Here is a 24,633-nt window from a genome sequence, read left to right on the forward strand (position 1 = left end):
TTTAATTTATTTAACTTTGATAGAGATATGATTAACATATAATTATAGACTTAAAAAAATAATGCTATCTTTGTGGAAAGAAATCCCGTCCTGATGGGATTTTTTCTATTTATATAAACGACCAAACTATGAGCGCAATATCTTATTATACAGCAGAAGGATTAAAGAAATTAAGAGAAGAATTAGATTATTTAAAAAGTGTGATGCGTCCCAAAGCATCTGCTGATATTGCAGAGGCAAGAGATAAAGGCGATTTGTCTGAAAATGCAGAATACGATGCTGCAAAAGAAGCACAAGGAATGCTAGAAATGCGTATTGCAAAGCTAGAAGAAGTACATTCAAACGCTAGATTGATTGATGAATCTAATCTTGATTTATCTAAGGTTTTGGTGCTTTCTATTGTAAAGATTAAAAATCAGACCAACGGAATGGAAATGAAATACACCTTAGTAGCTGAAAGTGAAGCCGACTTGAAAACCGGAAAGATATCAGTTACTTCTCCTATAGGGAAAGGATTGTTAGGAAAATCTGTTGGAGATGTTGCCGAAATTACAGTACCAAACGGTATCTTGAAATTTGAAATTTTAGAAATCTCAAGAGAGTAATCGTAATCAGTTAAACGATTTTAATCCTAATTTCTACCCACTATGAGTTCTATATTTACCAAAATAGTAAATGGTGAAATCCCATGTTATAAAATTGCCGAAGACGAAAATTATTTGGCTTTTTTAGATGTGAATCCAAATGCTAAAGGGCATACACTTTGTATTCCCAAGTTCGAAATTGATAAAATTTTCGATATGGACGAGGCACATTATTTAGGATTGATGCATTTTTCAAGAAAGATTGCTATCGCCTTAGAGCAAGCGGTTCCGTGCAAAAGAGTAGGAATGTCTGTGGTTGGTCTCGAAGTACCACATGCACACGTACACTTGATTCCCTTGAATGAAATGGATGAAATGAGGTTTCAAAATAAAGTGAGTTTAACAAAGGAAGAGTTTCAGGCAGTAGCACAAAGCATCGCCTCTAAATTATAGTTCACAATACAATCCAATAAATTGGTATGGTTTTCGTTTAAAACCAGATAGTCTAATCTGTTTTAAACGAAAGCATCCCAATCCCATGAAATCCAGTGTTTTAGTCTTTACTCTTTTATTTGTTTCCCTTAGTTTTGGTCAAGCCAAAGCAGATTACAGCAGGGTAGATAGTCCCATTTCTAAAATTCCCGCTAGCGCTACCGTTTCTACAGCCGCTATTGCCGCCTATATTCAATCAAAATTTACTACTCCCGATGATAAAATACGAGCTGTATTTTACTGGACAACCGCTAACATTAGTTATGATGTGGCAAATAGAATTGCACTACAACAAGAGCAATTGTTGGAGGATAGAATTGCCATAACGTTAAAAACACGAAAAGGAGTCTGTAAAAATTATGCTGAGGTTTTTAGTGATTTAGCTAATAAATTGGGTGTACAAACAGTCATAATAAGAGGATATACCAAACAATATGGAATTATAGGGCAAATTCCACATGCCTGGTGCGCTTCTAAAATTAGTGGTAATTGGTACCTTTTTGATCCCACTTGGGCGGCAGGTTATATCGATGCAGGTCAATTTAAAAAAAGGTTTCGTGATACCTATTACAAAGTGCAACCTGAGCAAATGATAAAATCGCATATGCCTTATGATTATGTGTGGCAGTTTTTAAATTATCCTATCACCAATGCAGAATTCACTACAGGAAAGCTGTTGCCTTCTAAAGCAAAAAAGTACGTTGATTTTGAACAAGAAATTGCCAAAGCAGCCATGCAAGACGAGGAACAACAGCTAACAGCGTCATCAAAAAGAATTCGTGAAAATGGCATTACGAATACCATGATTGCTGAGGTGCTATCGTATAACGATAGGAGAATCGCTTACGTACAAGAGGAGCGCTCTTTAGAACAACTGAATGTTATCTTAAAAAAATACAACGAGGGCGTAGCTGAATTGAATCAATTCATTGCCTTTAAAAACAGACAGTTTAAGCCAGTCAAGAATGATCAAACATTGATAAGCATGATTCTTAGTCCATATGATAAATTAGTATGGTGTCAAAAATCATTGTCTTCAGTAGGTTCATTGAGTGAGCCCAATAGGAGTAGTGTGATTGGATTACAGAGCTCCCTTAAAGCAGCGCTTCAAATGACAATTGAGCATAAAAACTTTGTGTATCAGTATGTTGAAAAATCGCCAATAAGCAGAGATAAAATGTTTTACAAGAGCGTATACTAACTATGTTGAGGAGTTTTAAGACTCTTTTTTAAAAATCATCTGCATCGTAGTTCCTTTCCCTATCTCGGATTGCAATACCTTTATGATTCCTTTGTGGTATTCTTCTACTATTCGCTTAGTTAAGGATAGGCCTAATCCCCAACCTCTTTTTTTGGTCGTAAATCCGGGTTCAAAGACGGTTTTAAATTGGTTTTTGCTTATACCGCTACCACTATCTTTAACGCTAATTTTTACTTGCTCTTGGTCTTGACTAATTCGTAAATCAAGACTTCCTTTGCCTTTCATAGCGTCAATCGCATTTTTAACTAGGTTTTCGATTGTCCAACTGTGCAGCGTAGGATTTAGTTTGACAAATATAGGCGTATCAGGCGCCTCGAAAGTAAATGCAATTTGCTTTGAAAAACGAGATTGCAAATAGGTATAGGATGCGATGGTTTCAGCAACAATATCGCTGCGTTCTAAAACGGGTTCTGATCCTATTTTAGAGAAACGTTCGGTTATGGTTTGCAGTCGCTCAATGTCTTTCTCAATTTCTTTGGTGATGGATTCGTCTACGTTATCTGCTTTTAAAATTTCGACCCAACCTATTAAAGATGATAATGGCGTCCCTATTTGATGTGCTGTTTCCTTAGCCATTCCAGCCCACAGTTTGTTTTGTGTAGCAATCTTTGTGCTGCGATAAAAATAATAAACCAAGGCGGCAAACAGCACAATGATCAATAGTAAGGCAATGGGGTAATACTTTAGTTTGTTCAATAAGGCGCTATTACCGTAATACAATTTCTGGAAATGGCCAGGGACATACTCAATCACGATAGGGTCATTATCGCTTTTTAGGGTAGCCAAAAATTGAGTAGCTCTAGCTTGATCATTGATGATTTCGTCAGCAATGTTTACGGTGTTAATAATACTATCGTTCTCTGTTAATATAATAGGGATGGTCGTATTATTACTAAAAATTTGCAAGGGTAGTTCAACATCGGTATTTTCTCCAGCATTAATCAGTGTTTTTTGCGCTTTCGCCCAAAGATTCATTTTTAAACGCTCTTCATTTTTAAAAATTTGAAAAAAAGTATAAGTGTTCCATAGTATCAAGATGATGATAAAAAAGGAAGTAAAAATAATAAGCCAGCGACTGGTGTTTCGTCTTTCAGAAAACTGCATAGAGTAGATTTTGAGCTATAAATATAACGAAATTTCTATCGTATTATTTCAGATTTTAATTCAAGGCTATTTATTAATTTGGCATTCTAATTTTAATTCGTGTGCTACTCTTTTTATAGTTAAACGATTTACTTACTTTTGTAAATGGATACCTTAAAAAACAAAGCATGATTACGATTGACCCAAAAAGTATTACCACAGCAAAACTACAAGGATACCTGCAAGGTTCAGTAGGGCCTAGACCTATAGCTTTTGCAAGCACCGTTGATGCAGACGGAAATCCTAATCTATCCCCCTTTAGTTTCTTTAATGTATTTAGTGCAAACCCACCTATTCTTGTTTTTTCTCCATCAAGACGGGTGCGAGACAACAGTATAAAGCATACTTTAATTAATTGTGAAGCGACTAAGGAAGTTGTCATTAATGTGGTTAATTATGACTTGGTACAACAAACTTCATTAGCAAGCACAGAGTATGCTGATGGTGTCAACGAATTCATCAAATCAGGATTAACGCAAGTTCCCTCTGATCTTGTAAAACCATTCAGAGTAAAAGAATCTCCGGTACAGTTTGAGTGTAAAGTAACTCAAATCATAGCACTTGGAGAAGAAGGTGGAGCTGGAAACTTAGTTTTATGCGAAGTGGTAAAAATCCATATTAACGAGGCTATTTTAGACGAAAACGGAGCAATTGATCAATATAAAATTGACTTAGTATCACGATTAGGAGGCAATTGGTACGGAAGATCGAATCAAGGTTTGTTTGAAGTGCCCAAGCCATTAACCACTCTCGGAGTAGGCGTTGATGCGATTCCTGATTTTGTCAAAAAGAGCCCTGTTTTTAACGGAAATGATTTGGGTAAATTAGGAAATATAGAAGCCTTGCCTAGCACCGAAGAAGTTAGTATATTTGTAAAAGAAAATTTTTCTATCAAAGCCGTTTTAAGTTCAGACGATCAGAAGAATATTCACTTAGAAGCGAAAAAGTACTTAGATGAGAATGATGTTTTATCCGCATGGAAGGTGCTTTTAGCAAAAAAATAAATTAGAGCAAAACAATTAAATTATAGAAGATGGAAGTTACAGGAAAAATTAAAATGATCGATCAAACTAAAGAAGTTGGATCTGGAGGTTTCAAAAAAAGAGATGTTGTTGTCACAACAGATGAGCAGTATCCTCAACATATTTCTGTGCAATTTGTTCAAGATAAATGTGACTTACTTAATAGTTTTCAAGTAGGAGAAGCAGTAAAAATCGATATTAATTTAAGAGGTAGAGAGTGGACTAATGCGCAAGGTGAAACGGTTTATTTCAATACTATTCAAGGTTGGAGAATCGCAAAATTACAAGCTGATGCTCCTGCTGCAGGGCAAGCACCACCTATGCCAGCAGCTCAAGCATTTGCACCTGCGACAAATCTTAATGAGGACGAACCAGACGATTTGCCTTTTTAATTCAAAGCAAAACATAAATAATTTTAAAAACCCCGAAATGATTCAATCGTTTGGGGTTTTTTTATATTTAAAAATTAGGGTTTATAATGGCACCAAGACCAATTTGATTGCCAATTTGAGGATATACAAAGGCCGTTGTATTTGTTTTTTTCGATACTCTAAAAGATTTTAGCGGACTCACATACGAGAAAATTATTCCAGACGCCATTCCTATTCCAGCACCAGCAAGTACGTCTGATGCATAATGCTTATTGTTTGCGAGTCTAAAAGCCGCCGTTGCACCTGCAAACAAAAATCCGCTACTGGCGTACCAAAAATTAGAATCCTTATATTCATAGTACAACAAAGTAGCATTTGTAAACGCAACAGCCGAATGTCCCGAAGGGAAACTCATATTATCAGACAAATCAGGACGAGTTCTCTTTGCAATCCGTTTCGCAATCTCTGTAACAATCACAGTAGCAGTATTAGCAACCAGAATATTTACTGTTTGATTTTTATAATCTGTTTTGGGCTCAAACCCTAATGATTTCCCAAGATAGATTTGAGCGATGGGAACAAACGGGAAAATATTATCAGCGCCTGATTTAAAAGTAGTACCAAAAACTCTTCCTGATTTTGTCTGAATATCACCATTAATCTCTGAATTCAATAAAATGCCTCCAGCGGTCAACAGCGCTACCGGAGCTATGAAAGACTTGTATGTTAGTTTATGCTGTACTTTCAAAGAATCCACATTTTGTCCATACATTTGCAGAAACGGACTAAGCAAGATGATTAAAAGTAAAAAAAATGTTTTTTTCATTATTCTAGTTAATTGAGTAACGCTTTGATCAAAAATAAGGTTTAAAAGTTTAATTATAATAGAAAATTAATGGTTTATTTATCTCAGGAACTGTCTTTTCCAGATGTAAGGTTAACGCATTCTTCCGGAATTATTGCCTTGGGTGGCGATTTATCTTCGGAGCGATTGCAACTAGCCTATAAAAGTGGCATTTTTCCATGGTTTGAAGATGGCGAACCCATCACTTGGTGGTCACCTGATCCCCGTATGGTTTTATTTCTAGACGAATTGGTCGTTACTAAAAGCATGCGAAACGTCCTCAATCGAGATACATTTACAGTCACTTTCAATCAAAATCTTAGAGAAGTAATTTCTAATTGCCAGCAAATAAAACGCGACGGTCAAAACGGAACTTGGATTACTAATGACATGATCGAAGCCTACTGCAATTTACATGAATTAGGAATCGCAAAGTCTGTTGAGGTGTGGCAAGATGGCCAAATTGTAGGCGGTTTATACGGCATTGATTTAGGTCACATTTTTTGTGGCGAAAGCATGTTCTCAAAAGTCTCTAATGCAAGTAAAGTCGCATTTATCACCTTAGTGCGTCATTTGCAAAAAGAAAATTATAAGCTCTTAGACTGCCAAGTCTACAACGAACATCTAGAAAGTCTAGGTTGCCGCGAAATAGCACGCGAAGATTTCATTGCGATTCTTAAAAATAATAATTAGAGCCCAATCCAGCTGTGCGCTGCAAGTCCTCCCTCAAAATCTTTTTTTCTAAAGTCATAAAAGGAGCTTCCTGCGGTCGCTCTTTTATTCCTAGAAAAAATAGTTTTTTCCCTCCGGGCTTTCCACTTCCATCTGGGGCAAAATACATTCCTTTCACCAAGAAAATTCGTAATAATTGACTTGAGATACAATCAAATGCATCATTATGTATGAGGATAAACCTCATTTTTTTAAATCTGCCTAATCTGCGTGCCATAACCTATAATCGAGCTCCTTTAAGACTTTCGACTTTCAAACTTTAGGACTAAACTTAAATCCGTGTCATCTGCGTTCCATTACGTACAGTAAACACAATAATTATGGTAACAAGAAATCCGCGTTAATCGGTTTAATCAGTGTCCTCCGCGTGCAATAGCTACACAATCGAAATCAACTTTACGACTTTAGACTTTCAAACTTTTAGACTTTCTTAAAACTTCAACTTGGTAAACTGCCAGTTCAACGTACTAAACAAAACCAACTCATTCCTTAAACAAGGCAATTCTAGTACCACCTTAAGGGTTTCATGCGCCATCATAGTCCCAATCATTCCAGGCAAGGTTCCTAGAACACCATTCATGCTACAATTGGGCACATCCTTGGGATCGGGCGATTCAGGAAACAAGTCTCTCAGATTTTTACTTTTTCGATGATTAAAAACAGCAACTTGCCCCTCAAAACCTAAAATACTTCCATAAATTAATGTTTTGTCGAGATTCACACAAGTATCGTTGACTAGATAGCGAGTCGCAAAATTATCAGAACCATCTACTATAACATCGTAATCCTTTAAAATAGTAACAGCGTTTTCTTTTGTAACTTTTTCAGGTATCGCAATCACTTCAATCAAAGGATTCAATTTGTGCAAAGTCGTTTTGGCAGTTTTAGCTTTCGATAACCCTACTTGGTCTTCAGTATATAAAATCTGTCGGTGCAAATTGTGAATTTCGATAGTATCAAAATCGACGATACCTATAGTGCCAACACCCGCTGTTGCGAGGTACTGTAAAATAGGACAACCCAAACCTCCCGCACCAATTACTAGAACTTTGGCTTTTTTAATCTTGGCTTGCCCAGCATCTCCAACTTCGGGTAACATCACTTGGCGGTTGTAACGTAAAAAATCTTGTATAATGCTCATTTATTTTGAGTGATTAGTTGTTAGTGAGAAGTGAATAGTGAGAAGTGAAAAGTAATTAGGTAATAGCAAAGTTGTTGTCAGTTCGAGCTTAGTAGAGAACTTTCGTTATTGCAATGCCTTTTTATTTGTGTATAAGAATCAAAAGTCAACGTAATATAGAATCGTGATTATGAAATAATAAAGCGTTCTTATGACTTTTGACATTCGACTTTATGACATTCGACTAAAATTTTTATCCCAATCTTTCCAAACGGGTTCGTAACCGCTATTCGAAATTAAAGTGGCAATTTCTAGAGCAGAGCGTTCGTCACTTATTTCAAACTGTTCCAGGGATTGCGGATCGACTACATAACCTCCCGGATTTGTTTTAGAACCCGCGCTCATGCTTGTGGTTCCAATTGGGATAATGTTGTTTCTAAAGTTTTCATTCTCGCGAGTCGAAATCGAAATCTCTAAGTCTTCATTCCATAAACGATAAGCACAAATCAGCTGCGTCAAATCGCGGTCATCCATGATAAAATTTGGGGGAACCGTTCCTTCAGCCGGACGCAATCTAGGAAATGAAACGGAGTACTTTGTTTGCCAATAGGTTTTTTGTAAATAATTCAGATGCAAAGCGTTAAAAAAACTATCTGTGCGCCAATCCTCTAGACCTAATAAAACACCCAATCCTATTTTGTGTATACCCGCTTTCCCAATGCGGTCTGGAGTATCTAGTCTAAAGTCAAAGTTGGATTTCTTACCCTTGGTGTGATACTTTTTATACACATCCTGATGATAAGTTTCTTGATACACTAACACCGAATATACACCAGCTTTATGCAAACGTTCATATTCTTCTTGGGACAAAGGTTGCACCTCAACCGAAATAATTGAGAATTGATCTTTGATTATATCAATGGCGTTCAAAAAGTAATTGATATTTACCGTATAGTTAGCTTCACCAGCGACTAATAAAACATGATCAAAACCCGCTTCTTTAAGTGCAGCGACTTCTAATTTAATCTCAAAGTCCATTAATGTTTTTCGCTTGATTTTATTATCGAGACTAAAACCACAATAAGTACAAATGTTTTGGCATTCGTTACTCACATACAAAGGAGCATACATATGAATGGTTTTTCCAAAACGTTTTTTTGTCAGCTCGTGTGTGAGTTGCGCCATTTCCTCCAAGTAAGGTTGCGCTGCAGGCGAAATCAAAGATAAAAAATCATCTAGATCCCTTTTGGATTTGGCTAACGCTTGCTCCACTTGTTTTGAAGTACTGGCATAGATTTTAGATTGGATTTCGTCCCAATTGTATTTTTCGAAAGTAGATTTGAATGTTGTCATTGTATTTTTTTTGCACGCAGATTTAATAGATTTTGGCAGATTTTTTACATTGAATTTTACTTTTTTTTATCTGCAGAAATCTGCCAAATCTGCGTGCCAATATTTATAAGTTTTAATTTCTAACTACATTTTATTGGCAATTCTTTTAATATCATTTAAAATTGTTACTGTGTTGAAGTTGACAAGTATGCCAAGCTTTTTATTCGTTAGTTTTAAATAATTAGTAATTTGTTTAAAGTGAATAGGAGCTAAGTCTGTTACGGATTTTATTTCAATAATGACTTTTTCCTCAACTAGTAAATCAATTCTAAAGGCAAGGTCGAGAATTATATCATCATAAGGAATTGTAATCTCAGATTGCCTCTCAACTTTCAATCCCAATTTTGTTAATTCATAATACAATGCGCTTTCATATACAGACTCAAATAAGCCAGGACCAAGTGTATTGTAAACTTTGAATATTGCCCCTCTAATCTCAAATGATATTTCGTTTTCAGTCATTTTTCCAATTATTTACTATTTATTAAAATGAAAAGTTACTTCAAAATATTTTGTATTAATAATTTTTAATGCTTCAATATCAATAGTTTATTGTGATCTGCAGAATCTGTGTGCCAAAAAGCTTTAATATAAAAACGACGTCAACGGACTCGATGCCACGGCGTGCTTATATTGTTGCCCTAATCTAGCTTCGTATGCTTTTCTACCAGCAATAACCGCTTCCTTAAAAGCCTCCGCCATTAATTTCGGATTTCCTGCGACTGCAATAGCGGTGTTCACTAAAACAGCATCAGCGCCTAATTCCATAGCTTTTGTAGCATCTGAAGGAGCTCCGATTCCAGCGTCGATAATTACGGGAACTTTAGATTGTTCGATAATAATTTCGAGAAAATCAATTGTCTTAAGTCCTTTATTGCTCCCTATTGGCGATCCTAATGGCATTACAGCCCCAGTCCCAGCATCTTCTAGTCGCTTGCACAAAACAGGGTCAGCATGAATATACGGCAGTACAATAAAACCTAGTTTAGCTAATTCCTCTGTGGCTCTCAACGTCTCGATGGCATCTGGCATTAAATATTTAGGATCGGGGTGTATTTCTAACTTTAGCCAGTTGGTTTCTAATGCTTCTCTGGCAAGTTGAGCAGCAAAAACTGCTTCTTTAGCGTTTCTAGCTCCAGATGTATTGGGCAATAGATTAATGTGCGAATGCTGTAAATGTCTCAAAATGGCATCTGTTTCTGTTTCCAAATCTATGCGTTTTAAAGCTACGGTGACCAACTCACTCGCTGAGGCTAGAATGGCTTCTTCCATTTGGACATTCGAACCAAATTTACCCGTTCCTAAAAACAAGCGGGATTCTAATATTTTGTCACCTATTTTAAACAATGATGGTTCCATAAAGGTCGTTTTTAAGTTGTTTGATTGTCTTTTTCTTATCTTCTGATTGTGTAATTAAACCCGAAACCGCAATACCATGGATACCGGTTTCCATTAACGCAGGAATGTCATCTAAACCAATTCCGCCAATCGCATATACTGGAGTTGTAAGTTCATTTTTCTTCATCTCATTCAAAATCGTTTGGTAGCCTTCGAGACCTAAAATCGGACTCAAATTTTCCTTTGTAGTTGTGAATCGAAACGGACCTAATCCTATATAATCGCAACCATTTTGTATGTGGTTTTGAATATCTTCAAAAGTGTTTGCAGTAGCTCCAATGATTTTTGTGTCTCCTAAAATGCTTCGCGCTTCTTTGATTGACATATCAGTTAATCCCAGGTGGACGCCATCTGCTGCAATTTGTTGGGCGAGATAAACATTATCGTTGATGATGAAATTCGCTAGGTATTCCTCGCATAAAATTTTTGCGGCTTCCGCCAAAGCAAAAGTTGCGTCAACTGACTTATTTTTAAAACGAAGCTGAATCCATTTGCAACCGCCGTCTAATGCTTGATGGATATTTCTAGTTTGTTCCTCGACCGTGTTTCCTTGCGAGATGTATTGTAGTTTGTTAAACATAATGATATCCTAGTTTGGTATGGTTTGACAATAGGTAATTTTCGATATAAATTTTGGCATTTTTACAAGCATTCAAAACATCTTGTTCTTTGCTAAGATTAGCCGTAATTGCCGATGATAATACGCAACCCGAACCGTGTTTTTCATATATTTCGCTGTGATGTGGTTCAAGTCTAAAAAAGTGCTCTTTAGTATATAAATAATCAACTCCAGGTTCATTGGGATTGTGACCGCCTTTCAATAAAACAGCACAATGCTCTGATAGTGATTCGGCTATAGATTCAGGATCTGTTTCTTCTTTAGATAGTTTTATAATCTCATTGTAATTGGGCGTGATTAAATCTATTTCGCTTAAAATAAGTCGCAAAGACTCATAGTTTTTAATTTCTAAAAAATCAAATGTAGTAGAGGATTTCACAACGGTATCCCAGACAATTTGAGTTGCAGGAGACAGTTGCTTAATAAGTGTAACAATGGTTCCTAAATAAAATAGCGAAGGAACAATCCCAATTTTAACAGCCTTAATTTTATAGGTATTAAAAAGCTTTTCTATGGAACGTGTTGTGAATTCTAATGAAGTCCATTCTATTTCATAGAAATTGTTTTCTGTCTGGATTGTGTTTGCTGTATTGATAGCCAACCCATATACTTTATGCTGTTCGAATGTTTTACAATCAGCCACAACTCCTGCACCTCCAGAAGGATCAAAACCAGCAATACTCAATACAAACGGGCGATTTTTTGACATAATTTAAAATTTTGTATGGGTTGATTAGTATTCCAAATACTTCCTAATAATGCCACATCATCAAAACCTAACTGAAATGTTTTCTCTATGTTTTGGGCTGAAATTCCACCTAAAGCGACTAGTTTCGTTTTAAAATTGGTGCGTTCGAAGATTGCTTTTTCAGCATCCAAATCAGATTTATAATCCGGTTTAGAAATACTTTGATGTATCGGACTTAAAAATGCGTATTCAAAACAATGGTCTAGTTTATTAAAATCAGCTATGGTATGTGTTGAAGTCGATTTTATAAAATCATCTCGACTATTCGTTGATTCCAGATCCAAAGTTGCTCTTGCGTTTTCAGTAAAATGAATGCGATTGATGCCAAAATCCTGTGCTAATTGATGCTGCTGGTGTATAACCAATTGCGATCGATATTCGAGTTCAATTTTCGATAAAAACAGTTTCATGTCTTCCTCTGACAAATCAGGTTTGCGTAAATGAAGCAACTCCAATCCACACTCAAAAAGAGCGTGAATGGTGTTGATTTCATTTAGTATCGAAATTGGATTTGCGATTACAATCATAATCTTGACTCTTGGATCTTTATTCTATTTTCTTTTTGGACTAACTATAAATCTCTTTCCCTTGTTCGATAAATTCCTCTGATTTTGCTGCCATTCCTTTTTCAGCTTCGGCAACGTCACGGATTTCTTGTGATATTTTCATAGAGCAAAATTTAGGTCCGCACATCGAGCAAAAATGGGCAACTTTGGCACCTTCAGCAGGCAGTGTTTCATCGTGAAATTCTCTTGCTGTATCAGGATCTAATGATAAATTAAATTGATCTTCCCAACGGAATTCAAAACGGGCTTTACTTAAGGCATTATCACGATATTGAGAACCAGGATGACCCTTAGCTAAATCAGCAGCATGAGCAGCAATTTTATATGTAATCACACCATCTTTTACGTCTTTTTTATTGGGTAAACCAAGGTGTTCTTTTGGCGTTACATAACACAACATCGCACAACCGTACCAACCAATCATCGCCGCTCCAATAGCTGAGGTAATGTGATCGTAACCTGGCGCAATATCAGTCGTTAACGGGCCAAGAGTATAAAACGGAGCTTCGTCACAATGTTCTAATTGTTTCTCCATATTTTCTTTAATCATGTGCATGGGAACATGACCAGGACCTTCGATAAATACTTGAACATCGTGTTTCCAAGCAATTTTAGATAACTCACCTAAAGTTTCTAATTCGGCAAATTGTGCAGCGTCATTAGCATCTGCAATAGAACCTGGACGCAAGCCATCACCAAGTGAGAAAGCAACATCGTATTGCTTCATGATTTCGCAAATGTCTTCGAAATGCGTGTATAAGAAGTTTTCTTTGTGGTGAAACAAACACCATTTTGCCATGATAGAACCACCACGCGATACGATTCCTGTAACACGCTCAGCAGTTAAGTGAATGTAACGCAATAGTACTCCAGCGTGAATAGTGAAATAAGACACCCCTTGTTCTGCTTGTTCAATTAAAGTATCACGAAAAACTTCCCAAGTTAAATCTTCGGCAATTCCGTTTACTTTTTCCAAAGCTTGATAGATCGGCACCGTTCCAATAGGCACAGGAGAATTACGGATGATCCATTCTCTAGTTTCATGAATGTTTTTTCCGGTTGATAGATCCATAATGGTATCTGCTCCCCAACGGCAAGCCCAAACAGCTTTTTCAATCTCTTCTTCTATTGTTGAGGTAACAGCACTGTTCCCAATGTTAGCATTTATTTTTACTAAGAAATTACGTCCTACAATCATCGGTTCACTCTCTGGATGGTTGATGTTGTTCGGGATGATGGCGCGTCCGCGAGCAACTTCTGAACGAACAAATTCTGGTGTAATTTTGCTTTTAGGTGTGTTTGCTCCCCAGCTGTGCCCTTGATGTTGACACTGCATCGCTGCTGATTGATCGTTTAATTGTTCAATACGTTGGTTCTCTCTAATGGCGATGTATTCCATTTCTGGAGTGATGATACCTTGCTTAGCGTAATACAATTGGGAAACGTTAGCCCCTTTTTTAGCACGCATCGGTTTGTGTAAATATTCAAAACGGAGGTGGTTCAGCTTTTCGTCATGTAATCGTTGCTTTCCGTAATCAGATGATATCTCGCTCAGCTCTTCTACGTCATTGCGATCTAAAATCCATTGTTCGCGAATGCGAGGCAATCCTTTGCGAATGTCGATTTCGATATTGGGATCAGTGAACGGTCCCGAAGTATCGTAAATAGTAATTGGCGGATTTTTTTCGATGCGGCCGTTTGACATTTTCGTATCGGCCAATGTGATTTCGCGCATCGCCACTTTTATCGGGTGGATGTCACCATCGATGTATACTTTTTTTGAGTTTGGAAACGGGGTTCTTGATATTTTTTCTTCGTTTGTCATTTTTTATATGTCTTAAAGGTTTGATTGTGTAAATGGCACGCAGATTGACGCAGATTTAATCTTGTGATGTATCTTGATATTTGGAATTTGTAAGTTTTAAAAGTATGCTTGGATTTTATGTAAATAGCGCGTAGATGTAAAAGGTTTTTACAGATTCTAAGTTTGAGTAATAGGTTTTTATTATCTATTTAAATCCTCTACTTTTCACACCTTACTTCTCACTCCTCACTCTTCACTTCTCACTATTGACTCCTCACTATTGACTCCTCACTAATACGCAACAAATAGCCCACCCGAGCAGCCAATTAGCCTCCTTGGGTTGCGGAAATAATTAAAACAGTATCGGTTTCTTTTAGGGGATGGGAATTCCAGTTGGATTTTGGAATTACGGTGTCGTTGATGGCTACGGCGATTCCTTTTTGTTTTTCGGGAATTTCCAAGTCAAGAAGTGCCTGAACAGTTAGGTTACTGCTGGCAAAATGTTTGTTTTCATTGTTGATTTTTAGTTCCATTCCTTTTGAATTTAGTATAGTTATACTTATACTTTAGGAATGGCTACAAGTTGTCCCAAAAAAGGGACTATGGAAGTCATCGTACTTTTCCCTACGCTAGTATGAACTAGATCAGGTTCAGAGGGTAATTCTCAGCCTACAAAGTTGTAGACACCCCTAAAGTGTGAAACAAATGTAGGGGTTTTTTTAGTTTGAAGATGATTTATTTAGGTTAAATTTTTATCATCAAATAGTAATTTTTGTGAAATCATCCAATCTTGAGTAAAGAATAGCATGTGAAAATCAGCTTTTTTTCCAGCAGTTTTCCACGTGATCATTGACAATTCCTGTGGCTTGCATAAAAGCATACATGACCGTAGAACCGACAAATTTAAAGCCTCGTTTTTTTAAATCTTTACTGATTGTATCAGAAAGTGGGGTAGTAGCAGGGACGTCTTTTAGCGTTTTTGGGGTGTTGATGAGTGGTTTTCCATCTGTAAATTCCCAAATATATTTGGAGAAGGAACCAAATTCTTCTTGAATTTTGATAAAGTTTTGTGCGTTGGTTACAGCCGAATATACTTTGAGTTTGTTGCGAACTATACCAGCATCTTGTAACAAGTCTAAGATTTTGTCATCGTTGTATTGCGCGATTTTTTTGTAATCAAATTGGTCAAAGGCAGCACGAAAATTTTCTCTTTTATTGAGAATAGTAATCCAACTCAAGCCTGCTTGAAAAGTTTCGAGTAATAAAAATTCAAATAATGTAGCATCATCATAAACGGGCGTTCCCCATTCTTGATCATGGTATTTTTTGTACAATTCGCTAGATAAACACCAGCCACATCTTTGTTTTTCGTCTGTGGAATTATTCATTGTGCAAGTATTTTTCGATTAGAGAATGTCCCAGATAAATTAATGGAGTCAAGGCGATGGCTATGATAAGCTTTACAAAATAACCTGTAAATGCAGATGCTATAAAAACTTCGGTGGTCATTTTACCCGTCATCCAAAAAGCGATGCCTAAAACTATAAAGCTATCAAATAATTGTGAGATCACGGTCGATCCCGTACTGCGCAACCAGATCATTTTGTTACCCGTTTTGTTTTTAAGGAAATGAAAAATAGTGATATCGATTAGTTGAGAGACCATGAAGGCGGTAATACTCCCAACAATGATCCACAAACTTTGACCAAAAACACCATTAAATTGGTTGTCAGATACGAGTCCGTCGCCTGCAACGGCTGGAATTTGCATCGCTGCATAGATAATTACAAAGGTATAGGCGATGAGGCAAGCGGTTATTACCGATAACTTTTTAACGCCTCGTTCGCCAAAGTACTCATTAATTAAATCAGTAGTGACAAATACGATGGGCCATGGTAAGATACCAACACTCATGAGGTAAGGGCCAACGTGAATTAATTTCCCACCAATCAGCTCGGCGACAACGGCATTAGTGATGAATATTCCGGCTAGGATGATGTAAACGGTTTCTTTTTTGGATTGAAGCATAAAAATTGTAAAACTCAAATTTAGTCTTTTATTTTTTTATTGAAAATTAAATTATTAGTAGGAAGAAATCGTTTTGGTCCTAAGTTTTATATCGCTCTTGTATGCTTTTTGAGGTTTGTTTACATTTCACTGTGATTAAAGTATTTACACAGGCCAGTGTTTGTTAGCTCTTAAGATTAATCTTATATTATTTTTATAATTTGTACGATAATTATTAGGTTATATCGTTTTTTTTTTTTTGATTTGTACTCGGACGTCCAAAACCACTTGTTAAATAGTTTAACAAGGAAATAACCAAATTATTTTTAATATTATGAAAAAATTATTTTTTAGTGCGGCTATAGTAGTCGCTTTTTCTTTAACTTCGTTTGCGGCTGAAAATAAATTAGTAAAAGTTCCATCTTATTCAACTATGTCTAATTCTATTATTGTAAATCAATTGAATTATTCAGATGCTAGTGCTATTATTTTTGATGGTACTTGTACAGTTTATGTAACGCAGTATAATAGTGAAGGAGAGGTAACTGGTACCAGAATTCATACGCTTCCAGCAACTAGCCAAGCAGACTGTGAAAAGACAGCCAATCAAATAAAAACACTTTATGAAATAGGTGCTTTAACAATGTAAGGTAACAGGGTGGTATTAAAACCACCCTTATTAATTAAAAATATGATGAAGAATTTAAAAGTTTTATTTTTTGTTTTACTAAGTAGCACTGTTTTTGCGCAAAGCGATAGCAAAACTTTTGTAAGAATATTATATGATGTCTTTTACAATACGGAAATACCAAATACCAGGAAAGCTATTTTAGAAATAAACTTAGCTAGTAATACCTCTGTTTTTGTCACTCTTGCAGGTGATTTACAGTCAGGCTCTACGGTTAAAGATAATACGATTAGTTTAGTTGAAAAAGGAGGCGATCGTTATGTGAAAACGTTAATAGATAAAAGAGAGTTCATATTAACAGATAAATTTAAAAATCAAGAGTACTTACTTCATGATACTATTCCAGAATTGGAATGGGACATTAGCCATGAAGATATCAAGAAAATTGGCGAATTTACTTGTAATAAAGCTACAGTCACTTTTAGAGGCAGGAATTTTATTGCTTGGTATGATGGTACAATTCCAATGAACTACGGACCATGGAAGTTTAATAGTTTACCAGGTTTAATTTTAGAAATTTTTGATGAAACTAAAAGGTATAATTGGCAAGCAACGGCTATACTTTATAGCGATAAAGCCGAAATTGTATTTCCTACAACTCCTAATTCTAAAATAATATCAATTAAGGATTTTGCAAACCTTCGTTATAAGCAATTGGAATCTTCTGTAATGGCACAGTTACCAAGAGGTGTACAGACAAGGACAGTAAACGTTGGTAGAACGGGTATTGAAACAAAATTTGAATGGGAATAACATGACTAAATTTTTTTGTCTCTTCATATCCTTTTTTGTTTCCTTTTTTGTTTTTGGTCAGAAAACGATATCAGGTAAAATTACAAATCTTGCTAGTGAGCCTGTTACCGCATCGATCTTACTCAAGGAATCCTCAAATACAATTTCCTATGCTATTTCTAATAATTCAGGAATATATGTTTTGAAAACTAATAAAACGGGTGATTTTCAATTAGTAATTAATGCGCTAAATTACCAAACTCAAGTTTTTGATATTCAAATTTCTTCTGAGGCTACCAACATAGAAAAGAATATACAGCTACTTTCAAGCCCTGTATCGTTAAAAGAAATCGTAATCAAAACAGTACGACCAATAACGGTAGAAGGTGATAAAATAATTTTCGATGCAAAATCGTTCGCTCAAGGAAATGAACAAGTAGTTGAGGATTTACTTAAAAAGATACCTGGTTTAAGTGTTGGTACAGATGGAACTATTAAAGTTGGCAATCAAGAAGTAGAAAAGGTAATGATCGATGGTGACGATATGTTCGAGAAAGGATACAAAATTCTAACTAAAAACATGCCTGTAAATCCCATTGATAAAGTAGAATTGCTAAAACGGTATTCGAACAACAAACATTTAAAAGGAATAGAAAACAGCAATAAAGTAGCACTAAATTTAACTTTAAAAGAAGATTTTAAACGACAATGGTTTGGAAATGCTGTTGGAGGCTATGGTTTAGTTTCAGATAACAGATATAATTTAAGAGCTAATTTAATGAACTTTGGTAAAAAGAATAAGTATTATTTTGTAACAAATGGAAACAATGTAGGCGTTGATGCCGTGGGAGATGTTAATATGTTAGTGCGACCTTTTCGTATTGATGAACCTGGTAGTATCGGCGACAATCAAAGTGCTAACACGTTATTAGGTTTAGGTGGTGGTTCGCCTAACTTGAAACAGAAGAGAGTTAATTTTAACAACGCCGAAATGCTATCACTTAATAGTATTTTTACAGTTTCAGATAAAGTAAAAGTAAAAGTATTAGGTTTTTTAAATACAGATGAAAACGACTTTTTTAGAAATAGCTTTGAAACCTTCACAGCTACAGCAACTAGTTTCCAAAACACAGAAGATTTTGTGGGTAGAAAGACTAAGATCACCGGATTTGGAAAACTAGATTTAACCTACGACATTTCTCAAACTAAAACACTGGAATACACAGGGAAATTTAATACCACTAAGGAGAAAAACAGTAGCGATTTACTTTTTAATACTGACTTGTTAGACGAGCGATTAAAATCGAATAATGAGCTTTTTGACCAAAAAATAGTATTTACGAATAAGTTTAAAGACAAAAAAGTTTTTCTGCTTTCGGGTCGGTACATCAATGAGAAAACACCACAAAGCTACTCGGTAAATCAGTTTATCTTTCAAGATTTATTTGCAGCTAATGCAAATAATACAAGGCAATTTACGGAGAACAGTATGCAATTTGCCGGCGTAGAAGGTCATTTATTGGACAAAAAGGAAAATGGAGATTTATTAGAGCTAAAGGTAGGCAGTCAGTTTCGATTAGACCATATAAACACTCGTTTTGAATTATTTGAGAGCCAAATTAATTTATCGGCTCCTATTGGCTATCAGAACAGTCTAAAGTATAGTACAAACGATTGGTACGCTTCCATCAAGTACCGTTTTAAGCTCAATAATTTTACCATACTTACTCAGTCAGATGTTCACCAACTGTTCAATCGGATAGAAAATTTTGACGATAGCAGAAGCGAAAGTCCGTTTTTTGTAATTCCAAAAATAGGTGTAGATTGGAAAATAGATGAAAAGAATAAAATCATGACGTCCTACTCTTACAACACGACTAACGCTAGTGTTTTGGATTTGTATTCGGGCTATGTGCAAACCGGTTTTAGATCGTTTTTAAAGGGATTAGACGATTTTAATCAACTAAACTCTTCATCTGCCATTTTAAATTATACCTATGGTAGTTGGGGCGACAAGTTTTTTGCAAACACCTTTTTGTTGTATTCGAAAAATAATGATTTTTATAGTACAAATAGCACCATCTCTCAAAATTATTCACAGTCCGAAAAAATCATTATCAAGGACAGAGAATTTGTTTCCTTGTCATCAAGTGTCGATAGGTACTTTAAATCGATACAATCTAACTTAAAGTTAACGTTGGGAGCAAACAGAAGTAATTTTAAGAATAGTGTAAATAACACAAACTTACGTGAAGTTAATAATCTAGGCGCCGATTATGGTTTCGAATTGCGTTCGGGTTTCAAAGGGTTTTTTAATTACCACCTAGGCTCTAAGTGGAATTACACCCAAGTAAAAACCACTATAAAAAACGATTTTACAGACAATATGAGCTTTTTAGACTTGTCCTTGCAGTTCAATGATAAATTTAATGTACAAGTTCAAGGAGAGCGCTACTTTTTTGGGAATTTAGAAAAGGAAAACAATAAATATTATTTTCTAGATCTCGAGACGAGGTATGTGGTAAAAGAGAACAAGCTTACTTTTTTCCTTTCTGGGAATAATTTATTTAATACCCAAACTTTCAAAAACTACAGTGTTTCGGATATCAGTATTTCAAAGACAGAGTATCGTTTACAACCAAGATATGTGATGTTAAAAATGGAGTATCGTTTTTAGTAACGTTTAATAAACGGTAGCTAATAGGTCTAAATTATTCTTTATAAAAAAACTCCCTTTCAAATTAATTCGAAAGGGAGTTTTATATTTTAAGAGGTTGTTTAGATTAACCTAAAGCAACTCTTTTGAATCCTGTAATTTCAGCATTGAAACCTTTAACATAATCACCAACTTTTTTACTATCATCTTTGATAAAGTTTTGATCAAGCAAAGCTTTTTCTTGGTCTAAAGTAGTGTTGTCAGAGATAAAACGTTGGATTTTACCTGGAATAATTTTGTCCCAAATTTGTTCTGGTTTTCCTTCGGCTTTCAATTCTGCTTTTGCATCTTCTTCAGCTTGTTTGATAACTTCTTCAGTTAATTGAGAGAAAGAAATGTACTTAGGAACATTTTTTAAAGTTTTCCCTAAACGTTTTGCTTCTTCATTTTCTTTTTCGATGATCGCAATACGAGCAGCTAATTCAGACTCAACAAAAGCAGGATCAAAATCTTTGTAAGATAATGTGTCAGCTCCCATTGACGCTACCTGCATAGAGATATCTTTGGTCAAAACTTCTGCATTTGGTACAGCAGCAGAAATAGCAGTTAATGCGGCAATTTTGTTTACGTGAACATAAGATCCAACAAAAGCACCTTCTAAAATATCAAAACCACCGATTTCGATTTTTTCACCAATAACACCAGTTTGCTCAATTAATTTTTCAGCAACAGTCATTCCGTTGAAATCTGATGCTAAGAATTCTTCTTTAGAAGAGAAGTTAATTGCTTTTTCAACCAATTCTTTAGCTAAAGCTACAAAAGATTCATTTTTACCTACGAAATCTGTTTCGCAATTTAAAGTGATGATAGCTCCTTTAGTTTTATCAGCATTTATAAAAGAAACAGCAGCTCCTTCAGAAGACTCACGGTCAGAACGGTTAGCAGCAACTTTTTGACCTTTTTCTCTAAGGTTTTGGATCGCTTTATCGAAATCTCCATCAGCTTCAACTAAAGCTTTTTTACAGTCCATCATTCCGGCACCTGTAGTTTGTCTTAATTTGTTTACGTCTGCAGCAGTAATTGTTGCCATAATATTTTGAATTTTAATGTTAAAAGTAAAAATTCCAATCTTTAAATCCCAAATTCCAATGTTACCAGAAAGTTATTTTCTGTTTTCGGAATCTGGAATTCAAAATTTGGAATTTAAAATGTTTCTTATTTTTCTTCAGTTGCTGGAGCAGCTGTTTCAGCAGCAGGAGCTGCAGTCTCAGTTGCTACCGCTTCAGCTGTTGCTGGAGCTGCAGTTTCAGTTGCATCTGTTTCCTTGTCAGAACCTCTATCAGAAAGTCCTTCGATAACAGCAGCAGTTACTAAAGATAAAATTTTATCGATTGATTTAGAAGCATCATCATTTGATGGAATTACGTACTCTACTTCACGAGGATCAGAGTTAGTATCAACCATTGCAAAAACTGGAATGTTTAATTTTTGAGCTTCTTTTATTGCGATGTGTTCCGCTTTGATATCTACTACAAATAATGCAGCTGGTAATCTTGACATATCAGAAATTGAACCTAAATTTTTCTCTAATTTAGCACGAAGACGATCAACTTGTAAACGCTCTTTCTTAGAAAGTGTCATGAAAGTACCATCTTTCTTCATTTTATCAATAGTAGCCATTTTTTTAACAGCTTTACGGATAGTTACGAAGTTAGTTAGCATTCCACCAGGCCATCTTTCAGTGATGTAAGGCATGTTTGCAGCTTTTGCTTTTTCAGCAACGATGTCTTTTGCTTGTTTTTTGGTAGCAACAAATAATATTTTTCTACCTGATGCAGCGATTTTTTTCAAAGCTTCATTAGCTTCTTCAATTTTTGCTGCAGTTTTATATAGATTGATAATGTGAATACCATTACGCTCCATATAAATGTAAGGAGCCATGTTTGGGTCCCATTTTCTAGTCATGTGTCCAAAATGAACACCTGCTTCTAGTAATTCTTTTACTTCTACTTTGTTTGACATTTTTTGTACTAGTTTACGTTCTGTTGATTAGCAATGCATGAATGGCGATTACTCGGCTAAATGCATTTAGATGCTAAACTAATTCCTACCTCAGTAGGCAACAACAACATTGTTTTAAATTCAATAATAAATTCAATAAGTCTTGAATAAACGTATTCAAGACAGGCAATATTAACGTTTCGAGAATTGAAATTTCTTACGAGCTTTCTTCTGACCGAATTTTTTACGTTCAACCATTCTTGGATCTCTTGTCAATAAACCTTCTGGTTTCAAAACTAATCTGTTTTCAGCGTTTACTTCGCACATTGCACGAGCTAATGCCATTCTTACAGCTTCTGCTTGACCAGTTGAACCACCTCCGTATACGTTTACTTTTACGTCAAAGTTAGTAGCGTTCTCTGTCATAGACATTGGTTGCATAACTTTGTATTGTAAAGTAGCTGTAGGGAAATAAGTTGCAAATTCTTTTTTGTTTACAGTGATTACTCCTGTTCCTTCCGAAACATAAACACGTGCAACAGCGGTTTTTCTTCTACCGATTTTGTGAATAACTCCCATTACTTAAGATCGTTAAGGTTAACTGTTCTTGGTTTTTGTGCACCTTGTTTGTGCTCTGAACCAACAACAACATTTAAATTTCTGAAAAGTTCAGCCCCTAATTTGTTTTTAGGTAACATTCCTTTTACCGCTTTTTCTACTAGAGTTGCAGGGTTTTTCGATTGCAATACTTTAGCAGTTAAAGTTCTTTGTCCTCCTGGGTAACCTGTATGACGCATGTAAATCTTTTCGTCCATTTTGTTACCTGTAAGGTTGATTTTTTCTGAGTTGATAACGATTACGTTATCTCCACAGTCCACGTGTGGTGAGTAACTTGGCTTGTACTTACCTCTCAAAATCATAGCGACTTTTGAAGCAAGACGACCTAAGTTATGACCATCTGCATCTACAACAATCCACTCTTTTACAGAGTTAGCTTTTGTTGTTGAAATTGTCTTGTAGCTTAATGCGTTCACAATAATAAATTTTAATTAAACATTCCATCCCCAATAAAGGGGTTGCAAAAGTACAATTAATTATTTTAAATGCAAATAGCTTAAAAGATTATTTTCTAGATGTTTTTGCACTGATTATCAATTGAATATTTAGCCTAGTAGGATTCTTAAGTTTTAATAAGGATTTGCTTTTCTCCCTATTCTGTTTTAAGTTTGGTTTGGTTGATGCAATAAAATGTTAAATTGCGTTATAATCTTGACAACATTTGCCGTTAAAATGACTATTTTTGGTCTGTAAATTAGTATTATAACATTATTGCAGTGTTTTTTAGCTGTAGTATAGGTATTTCAGTCAATAAACAATAACTATGAAAGTCAAAGCAACTCTTAAACAAATAGCCAAAGAACTTAATGTTTCCGTTTCGACCGTTTCTAAAGCGCTTAATGATAGCCCAGAAATAAGTGAACAAACAAAAATTAAAATTAAGGAGTACGCTAAGCTTAAAAACTACAAACCTAATGTTATTGGTCTGAATCTTAAAAACAGGAAAACAAAAACAATTGGTGTCATTATTCCAAATATTCTAAACTCCTTTTTCGCAAAGGTTTTTAGTGGTATCGAGAAGGTAGCCGAACAAAAGGGTTATAATGTTATTACTTGTATTTCTAATGAGTCACTAGCCAAGGAAATTAGCGCTTTAGAAATTTTAAGTAATGGTACCATCGATGGTTTCATACTGTCGGTTTCTGAGGAAGCACAAACGCTGCAAGACTATTCTCATTTTACAGATATTATAAACGATGGCACACCTATAGTGATGTTTGATCGAATTGCTGATGGGGTCGAATGTGATAAAGTAATTGTCGATGATTACAATTCGGCCTTAAATGCTACGCAACGTTTAATTGATTTGGGCTGTAAGAACATTGCTTTATTCTCGTCTGTAGACAATTTGAGTGTTGGTAAGTTGCGTACAGATGGATATTTAAAAGCGTTAGCAGATAACGCTATTGCTATTAATCCTACCATTGTACTTAGAACAGATTCAGAGGAAGACCTTAAAAATGCTATTGCAAAAATCCCCCAGGATCAATCAATTGATGCTATTTTTGCGTTGGAAGAAATTGACACTGTTGCCGCGTTGAAGTTTGGTCTTAAAAACGGATACAAAATTCCCGAAGAACTTTCTATTATTGGTTTTGCAGATGGTATTTTGGCTTCGCGAAGGTTGACTCCAAGCGTTACGACCGTAAGCCAGCATGCGCCAGAGATAGGAGAAAGAGCAGCGCAATTGCTTATAGATCGTCTTGAAAGTAAGGAAGAAGAGCTACCTTATAAAACTATTGTTATTAATACTATCTTGAAAGAAAGAGAATCAACAAGAAGTTAAAAGTTGGCCATTAGTATAGAAAAATCCACTCTAATTTATTTAAAATAAG

28 protein-coding genes and 1 riboswitch are annotated in these 24,633 nt (G+C 35.5%); of the genes, 10 read left to right on the forward strand and 18 right to left on the reverse strand.

Annotation, left to right across the window (positions count from 1 at the left end; genetic code table 11):
• The first annotated feature begins 128 nt into the window (after positions 1-128).
• The 3 genes from greA to H8R22_RS04365 all read left to right on the forward strand — a co-directional run bounded on the left by greA (position 129) and on the right by H8R22_RS04365 (position 2,277).
• Positions 129-605, forward strand: coding sequence for a transcription elongation factor GreA (greA, locus tag H8R22_RS04355; RefSeq protein WP_187008756.1), 477 nt, complete (start codon positions 129-131; stop codon positions 603-605).
• A gap of 42 nt (positions 606-647) precedes the next feature.
• Complete coding sequence (locus H8R22_RS04360; protein ID WP_187008755.1) at positions 648-1,037, forward strand: HIT family protein; 390 nt, start codon at positions 648-650, stop codon at positions 1,035-1,037.
• An 85-nt stretch (positions 1,038-1,122) separates the two neighbouring features.
• Entirely contained in the window at positions 1,123-2,277 is a 1,155-nt protein-coding gene (locus tag H8R22_RS04365; RefSeq protein WP_187008754.1) for a transglutaminase domain-containing protein, read from the forward strand.
• 15 nt (positions 2,278-2,292) lie between these two features.
• On the opposite strand, the gene H8R22_RS04370 is transcribed toward H8R22_RS04365, so the two are convergent.
• Positions 2,293-3,441 carry a sensor histidine kinase gene (locus H8R22_RS04370; RefSeq protein WP_187008753.1) on the reverse strand — a complete coding sequence of 383 codons (1,149 nt, stop codon included), beginning with the start codon at positions 3,439-3,441 and terminating at the stop codon, positions 2,293-2,295.
• A gap of 167 nt (positions 3,442-3,608) precedes the next feature.
• Here H8R22_RS04370 and H8R22_RS04375 point away from each other — a divergent pair, with 167 nt between their 5' ends.
• Together H8R22_RS04375 and H8R22_RS04380 are read left to right on the forward strand one after the other, a co-directional pair.
• Entirely contained in the window at positions 3,609-4,484 is an 876-nt protein-coding gene (locus tag H8R22_RS04375; RefSeq protein ID WP_187008752.1) for a flavin reductase family protein, read from the forward strand.
• 29 nt (positions 4,485-4,513) lie between these two features.
• Positions 4,514-4,894, forward strand: coding sequence for a DUF3127 domain-containing protein (locus H8R22_RS04380; protein ID WP_187008751.1), 381 nt, complete (start codon positions 4,514-4,516; stop codon positions 4,892-4,894).
• Between the two features lie 67 nt (positions 4,895-4,961).
• Here the strand turns inward: H8R22_RS04380 and H8R22_RS04385 are convergent, their stop codons facing one another.
• Positions 4,962-5,699, reverse strand: coding sequence for a phosphatase PAP2 family protein (locus H8R22_RS04385; protein WP_187008750.1), 738 nt, complete (start codon positions 5,697-5,699; stop codon positions 4,962-4,964).
• 69 nt (positions 5,700-5,768) lie between these two features.
• Between H8R22_RS04385 and aat the strand changes: the two genes are divergently transcribed.
• Positions 5,769-6,410 (forward strand): leucyl/phenylalanyl-tRNA--protein transferase, encoded by a 642-nt coding sequence (aat, locus tag H8R22_RS04390; protein ID WP_187008749.1) that lies wholly within the window; start codon positions 5,769-5,771, stop codon positions 6,408-6,410.
• Here aat and H8R22_RS04395 read toward each other — a convergent pair.
• From H8R22_RS04395 to H8R22_RS04450, 12 genes are all read right to left on the reverse strand, one after another.
• Complete coding sequence (locus H8R22_RS04395) at positions 6,394-6,636, reverse strand: hypothetical protein (protein WP_187008748.1); 243 nt, start codon at positions 6,634-6,636, stop codon at positions 6,394-6,396. The genes aat and H8R22_RS04395 overlap by 17 nt on opposite strands.
• 243 nt (positions 6,637-6,879) lie before the next feature.
• The gene (locus tag H8R22_RS04400) at positions 6,880-7,590 is read right to left on the reverse strand and encodes a HesA/MoeB/ThiF family protein (protein WP_187008747.1); all 711 of its coding nucleotides are present in this window, start codon (positions 7,588-7,590) and stop codon (positions 6,880-6,882) included.
• 210 nt (positions 7,591-7,800) lie between these two features.
• Positions 7,801-8,922 (reverse strand): 2-iminoacetate synthase ThiH, encoded by a 1,122-nt coding sequence (gene thiH / locus H8R22_RS04405; protein WP_187008746.1) that lies wholly within the window; start codon positions 8,920-8,922, stop codon positions 7,801-7,803.
• A gap of 123 nt (positions 8,923-9,045) precedes the next feature.
• On the reverse strand, positions 9,046-9,423 hold the full coding sequence (locus H8R22_RS04410) for a GxxExxY protein (protein ID WP_187008745.1): 378 nt from the start codon (positions 9,421-9,423) through the stop codon (positions 9,046-9,048).
• 123 nt (positions 9,424-9,546) lie between these two features.
• Positions 9,547-10,320, reverse strand: coding sequence for a thiazole synthase (locus H8R22_RS04415; protein WP_317171723.1), 774 nt, complete (start codon positions 10,318-10,320; stop codon positions 9,547-9,549).
• A complete protein-coding gene (locus H8R22_RS04420; RefSeq protein ID WP_026709592.1) occupies positions 10,301-10,939 on the reverse strand; it encodes a thiamine phosphate synthase in 639 nt (212 codons plus the stop codon). Before H8R22_RS04420 ends, H8R22_RS04415 begins: the two co-directional genes overlap by 20 nt.
• The gene (locus H8R22_RS04425) at positions 10,932-11,687 is read right to left on the reverse strand and encodes a hydroxymethylpyrimidine/phosphomethylpyrimidine kinase (RefSeq protein ID WP_187008744.1); all 756 of its coding nucleotides are present in this window, start codon (positions 11,685-11,687) and stop codon (positions 10,932-10,934) included. Before H8R22_RS04425 ends, H8R22_RS04420 begins: the two co-directional genes overlap by 8 nt.
• Positions 11,660-12,253, reverse strand: coding sequence for a thiamine phosphate synthase (locus H8R22_RS04430; protein ID WP_187008743.1), 594 nt, complete (start codon positions 12,251-12,253; stop codon positions 11,660-11,662). The genes H8R22_RS04425 and H8R22_RS04430 overlap by 28 nt, the downstream gene beginning before the upstream one ends.
• Positions 12,254-12,293: 40 nt before the next feature.
• Positions 12,294-14,117, reverse strand: a complete 1,824-nt coding sequence (thiC, locus tag H8R22_RS04435) for a phosphomethylpyrimidine synthase ThiC (RefSeq protein WP_187008742.1) — start codon at positions 14,115-14,117, stop codon at positions 12,294-12,296.
• 305 nt (positions 14,118-14,422) lie between these two features.
• Positions 14,423-14,629 (reverse strand): sulfur carrier protein ThiS, encoded by a 207-nt coding sequence (gene thiS, locus H8R22_RS04440; RefSeq protein WP_187008741.1) that lies wholly within the window; start codon positions 14,627-14,629, stop codon positions 14,423-14,425.
• A 71-nt stretch (positions 14,630-14,700) separates the two neighbouring features.
• A riboswitch (TPP riboswitch) is annotated at positions 14,701-14,797 on the reverse strand.
• A gap of 114 nt (positions 14,798-14,911) precedes the next feature.
• Positions 14,912-15,484, reverse strand: coding sequence for a DNA-3-methyladenine glycosylase I (locus tag H8R22_RS04445; RefSeq protein WP_187008740.1), 573 nt, complete (start codon positions 15,482-15,484; stop codon positions 14,912-14,914).
• Positions 15,477-16,124, reverse strand: a complete 648-nt coding sequence (locus tag H8R22_RS04450) for a queuosine precursor transporter (RefSeq protein ID WP_187009582.1) — start codon at positions 16,122-16,124, stop codon at positions 15,477-15,479. The genes H8R22_RS04445 and H8R22_RS04450 overlap by 8 nt, the downstream gene beginning before the upstream one ends.
• 313 nt (positions 16,125-16,437) lie before the next feature.
• On the opposite strand from H8R22_RS04450, the gene H8R22_RS04455 reads away from it, so the two are divergent.
• Genes H8R22_RS04455 through H8R22_RS04465 form a run of 3 tightly spaced genes read left to right on the forward strand, consistent with a single transcriptional unit; the run spans position 16,438 to position 20,200 of the window.
• The gene (locus H8R22_RS04455) at positions 16,438-16,752 is read left to right on the forward strand and encodes a hypothetical protein (RefSeq protein ID WP_187008739.1); all 315 of its coding nucleotides are present in this window, start codon (positions 16,438-16,440) and stop codon (positions 16,750-16,752) included.
• Between the two features lie 42 nt (positions 16,753-16,794).
• Positions 16,795-17,544, forward strand: a complete 750-nt coding sequence (locus H8R22_RS04460) for a GLPGLI family protein (RefSeq protein ID WP_187008738.1) — start codon at positions 16,795-16,797, stop codon at positions 17,542-17,544.
• A gap of 1 nt (position 17,545) precedes the next feature.
• Positions 17,546-20,200 (forward strand): TonB-dependent receptor, encoded by a 2,655-nt coding sequence (locus tag H8R22_RS04465; protein WP_187008737.1) that lies wholly within the window; start codon positions 17,546-17,548, stop codon positions 20,198-20,200.
• Between the two features lie 106 nt (positions 20,201-20,306).
• Here the strand turns inward: H8R22_RS04465 and tsf are convergent, their stop codons facing one another.
• The 4 genes from tsf to rplM all read right to left on the reverse strand — a co-directional run bounded on the left by tsf (position 20,307) and on the right by rplM (position 23,214).
• Positions 20,307-21,269, reverse strand: a complete 963-nt coding sequence (gene tsf / locus H8R22_RS04470; protein ID WP_187008736.1) for a translation elongation factor Ts — start codon at positions 21,267-21,269, stop codon at positions 20,307-20,309.
• Positions 21,270-21,394: 125 nt separating this feature from the next.
• Positions 21,395-22,201 (reverse strand): 30S ribosomal protein S2, encoded by an 807-nt coding sequence (rpsB, locus tag H8R22_RS04475; protein WP_187008735.1) that lies wholly within the window; start codon positions 22,199-22,201, stop codon positions 21,395-21,397.
• Between the two features lie 171 nt (positions 22,202-22,372).
• The gene (rpsI, locus tag H8R22_RS04480) at positions 22,373-22,759 is read right to left on the reverse strand and encodes a 30S ribosomal protein S9 (RefSeq protein ID WP_132108702.1); all 387 of its coding nucleotides are present in this window, start codon (positions 22,757-22,759) and stop codon (positions 22,373-22,375) included.
• Entirely contained in the window at positions 22,759-23,214 is a 456-nt protein-coding gene (gene rplM / locus H8R22_RS04485; RefSeq protein WP_187008734.1) for a 50S ribosomal protein L13, read from the reverse strand. The genes rpsI and rplM overlap by 1 nt, the downstream gene beginning before the upstream one ends.
• Positions 23,215-23,561: 347 nt before the next feature.
• Between rplM and H8R22_RS04490 the strand changes: the two genes are divergently transcribed.
• Complete coding sequence (locus H8R22_RS04490) at positions 23,562-24,584, forward strand: LacI family DNA-binding transcriptional regulator (protein ID WP_187008733.1); 1,023 nt, start codon at positions 23,562-23,564, stop codon at positions 24,582-24,584.
• The last annotated feature ends 49 nt before the right edge of the window (positions 24,585-24,633 follow it).

The sequence above is a fragment of the Flavobacterium kayseriense genome (assembly GCF_014305095.1).
GTDB classification, from domain to species: Bacteria; Bacteroidota; Bacteroidia; order Flavobacteriales; family Flavobacteriaceae; genus Flavobacterium; species Flavobacterium kayseriense.

Coding starts and splice junctions, on each gene's coding strand:
- H8R22_RS04450 (WP_187009582.1), bottom strand. CDS start 16,124: ATGCTTCAATCCAAAAAAGAAACCGTTTACATCATCCTAGCCGGAATA.
- tsf (WP_187008736.1), bottom strand. CDS start 21,269: ATGGCAACAATTACTGCTGCAGACGTAAACAAATTAAGACAAACTACA.
- H8R22_RS04425 (WP_187008744.1), bottom strand. CDS start 11,687: ATGTCAAAAAATCGCCCGTTTGTATTGAGTATTGCTGGTTTTGATCCT.
- H8R22_RS04455 (WP_187008739.1), top strand. CDS start 16,438: ATGAAAAAATTATTTTTTAGTGCGGCTATAGTAGTCGCTTTTTCTTTA.
- H8R22_RS04420 (WP_026709592.1), bottom strand. CDS start 10,939: ATGTTTAACAAACTACAATACATCTCGCAAGGAAACACGGTCGAGGAA.
- H8R22_RS04430 (WP_187008743.1), bottom strand. CDS start 12,253: ATGATTGTAATCGCAAATCCAATTTCGATACTAAATGAAATCAACACC.
- H8R22_RS04460 (WP_187008738.1), top strand. CDS start 16,795: ATGATGAAGAATTTAAAAGTTTTATTTTTTGTTTTACTAAGTAGCACT.
- H8R22_RS04490 (WP_187008733.1), top strand. CDS start 23,562: ATGAAAGTCAAAGCAACTCTTAAACAAATAGCCAAAGAACTTAATGTT.
- H8R22_RS04380 (WP_187008751.1), top strand. CDS start 4,514: ATGGAAGTTACAGGAAAAATTAAAATGATCGATCAAACTAAAGAAGTT.
- rpsI (WP_132108702.1), bottom strand. CDS start 22,759: ATGGGAGTTATTCACAAAATCGGTAGAAGAAAAACCGCTGTTGCACGT.
- thiS (WP_187008741.1), bottom strand. CDS start 14,629: ATGGAACTAAAAATCAACAATGAAAACAAACATTTTGCCAGCAGTAAC.
- H8R22_RS04360 (WP_187008755.1), top strand. CDS start 648: ATGAGTTCTATATTTACCAAAATAGTAAATGGTGAAATCCCATGTTAT.
- H8R22_RS04465 (WP_187008737.1), top strand. CDS start 17,546: ATGACTAAATTTTTTTGTCTCTTCATATCCTTTTTTGTTTCCTTTTTT.
- H8R22_RS04400 (WP_187008747.1), bottom strand. CDS start 7,590: ATGAGCATTATACAAGATTTTTTACGTTACAACCGCCAAGTGATGTTA.
- H8R22_RS04385 (WP_187008750.1), bottom strand. CDS start 5,699: ATGAAAAAAACATTTTTTTTACTTTTAATCATCTTGCTTAGTCCGTTT.
- H8R22_RS04375 (WP_187008752.1), top strand. CDS start 3,609: ATGATTACGATTGACCCAAAAAGTATTACCACAGCAAAACTACAAGGA.
- H8R22_RS04445 (WP_187008740.1), bottom strand. CDS start 15,484: ATGAATAATTCCACAGACGAAAAACAAAGATGTGGCTGGTGTTTATCT.
- thiC (WP_187008742.1), bottom strand. CDS start 14,117: ATGACAAACGAAGAAAAAATATCAAGAACCCCGTTTCCAAACTCAAAA.
- H8R22_RS04415 (WP_317171723.1), bottom strand. CDS start 10,320: ATGGAACCATCATTGTTTAAAATAGGTGACAAAATATTAGAATCCCGC.
- thiH (WP_187008746.1), bottom strand. CDS start 8,922: ATGACAACATTCAAATCTACTTTCGAAAAATACAATTGGGACGAAATC.
- H8R22_RS04395 (WP_187008748.1), bottom strand. CDS start 6,636: ATGAGGTTTATCCTCATACATAATGATGCATTTGATTGTATCTCAAGT.
- aat (WP_187008749.1), top strand. CDS start 5,769: ATGGTTTATTTATCTCAGGAACTGTCTTTTCCAGATGTAAGGTTAACG.
- greA (WP_187008756.1), top strand. CDS start 129: ATGAGCGCAATATCTTATTATACAGCAGAAGGATTAAAGAAATTAAGA.
- rpsB (WP_187008735.1), bottom strand. CDS start 22,201: ATGTCAAACAAAGTAGAAGTAAAAGAATTACTAGAAGCAGGTGTTCAT.
- H8R22_RS04365 (WP_187008754.1), top strand. CDS start 1,123: ATGAAATCCAGTGTTTTAGTCTTTACTCTTTTATTTGTTTCCCTTAGT.
- H8R22_RS04410 (WP_187008745.1), bottom strand. CDS start 9,423: ATGACTGAAAACGAAATATCATTTGAGATTAGAGGGGCAATATTCAAA.
- H8R22_RS04370 (WP_187008753.1), bottom strand. CDS start 3,441: ATGCAGTTTTCTGAAAGACGAAACACCAGTCGCTGGCTTATTATTTTT.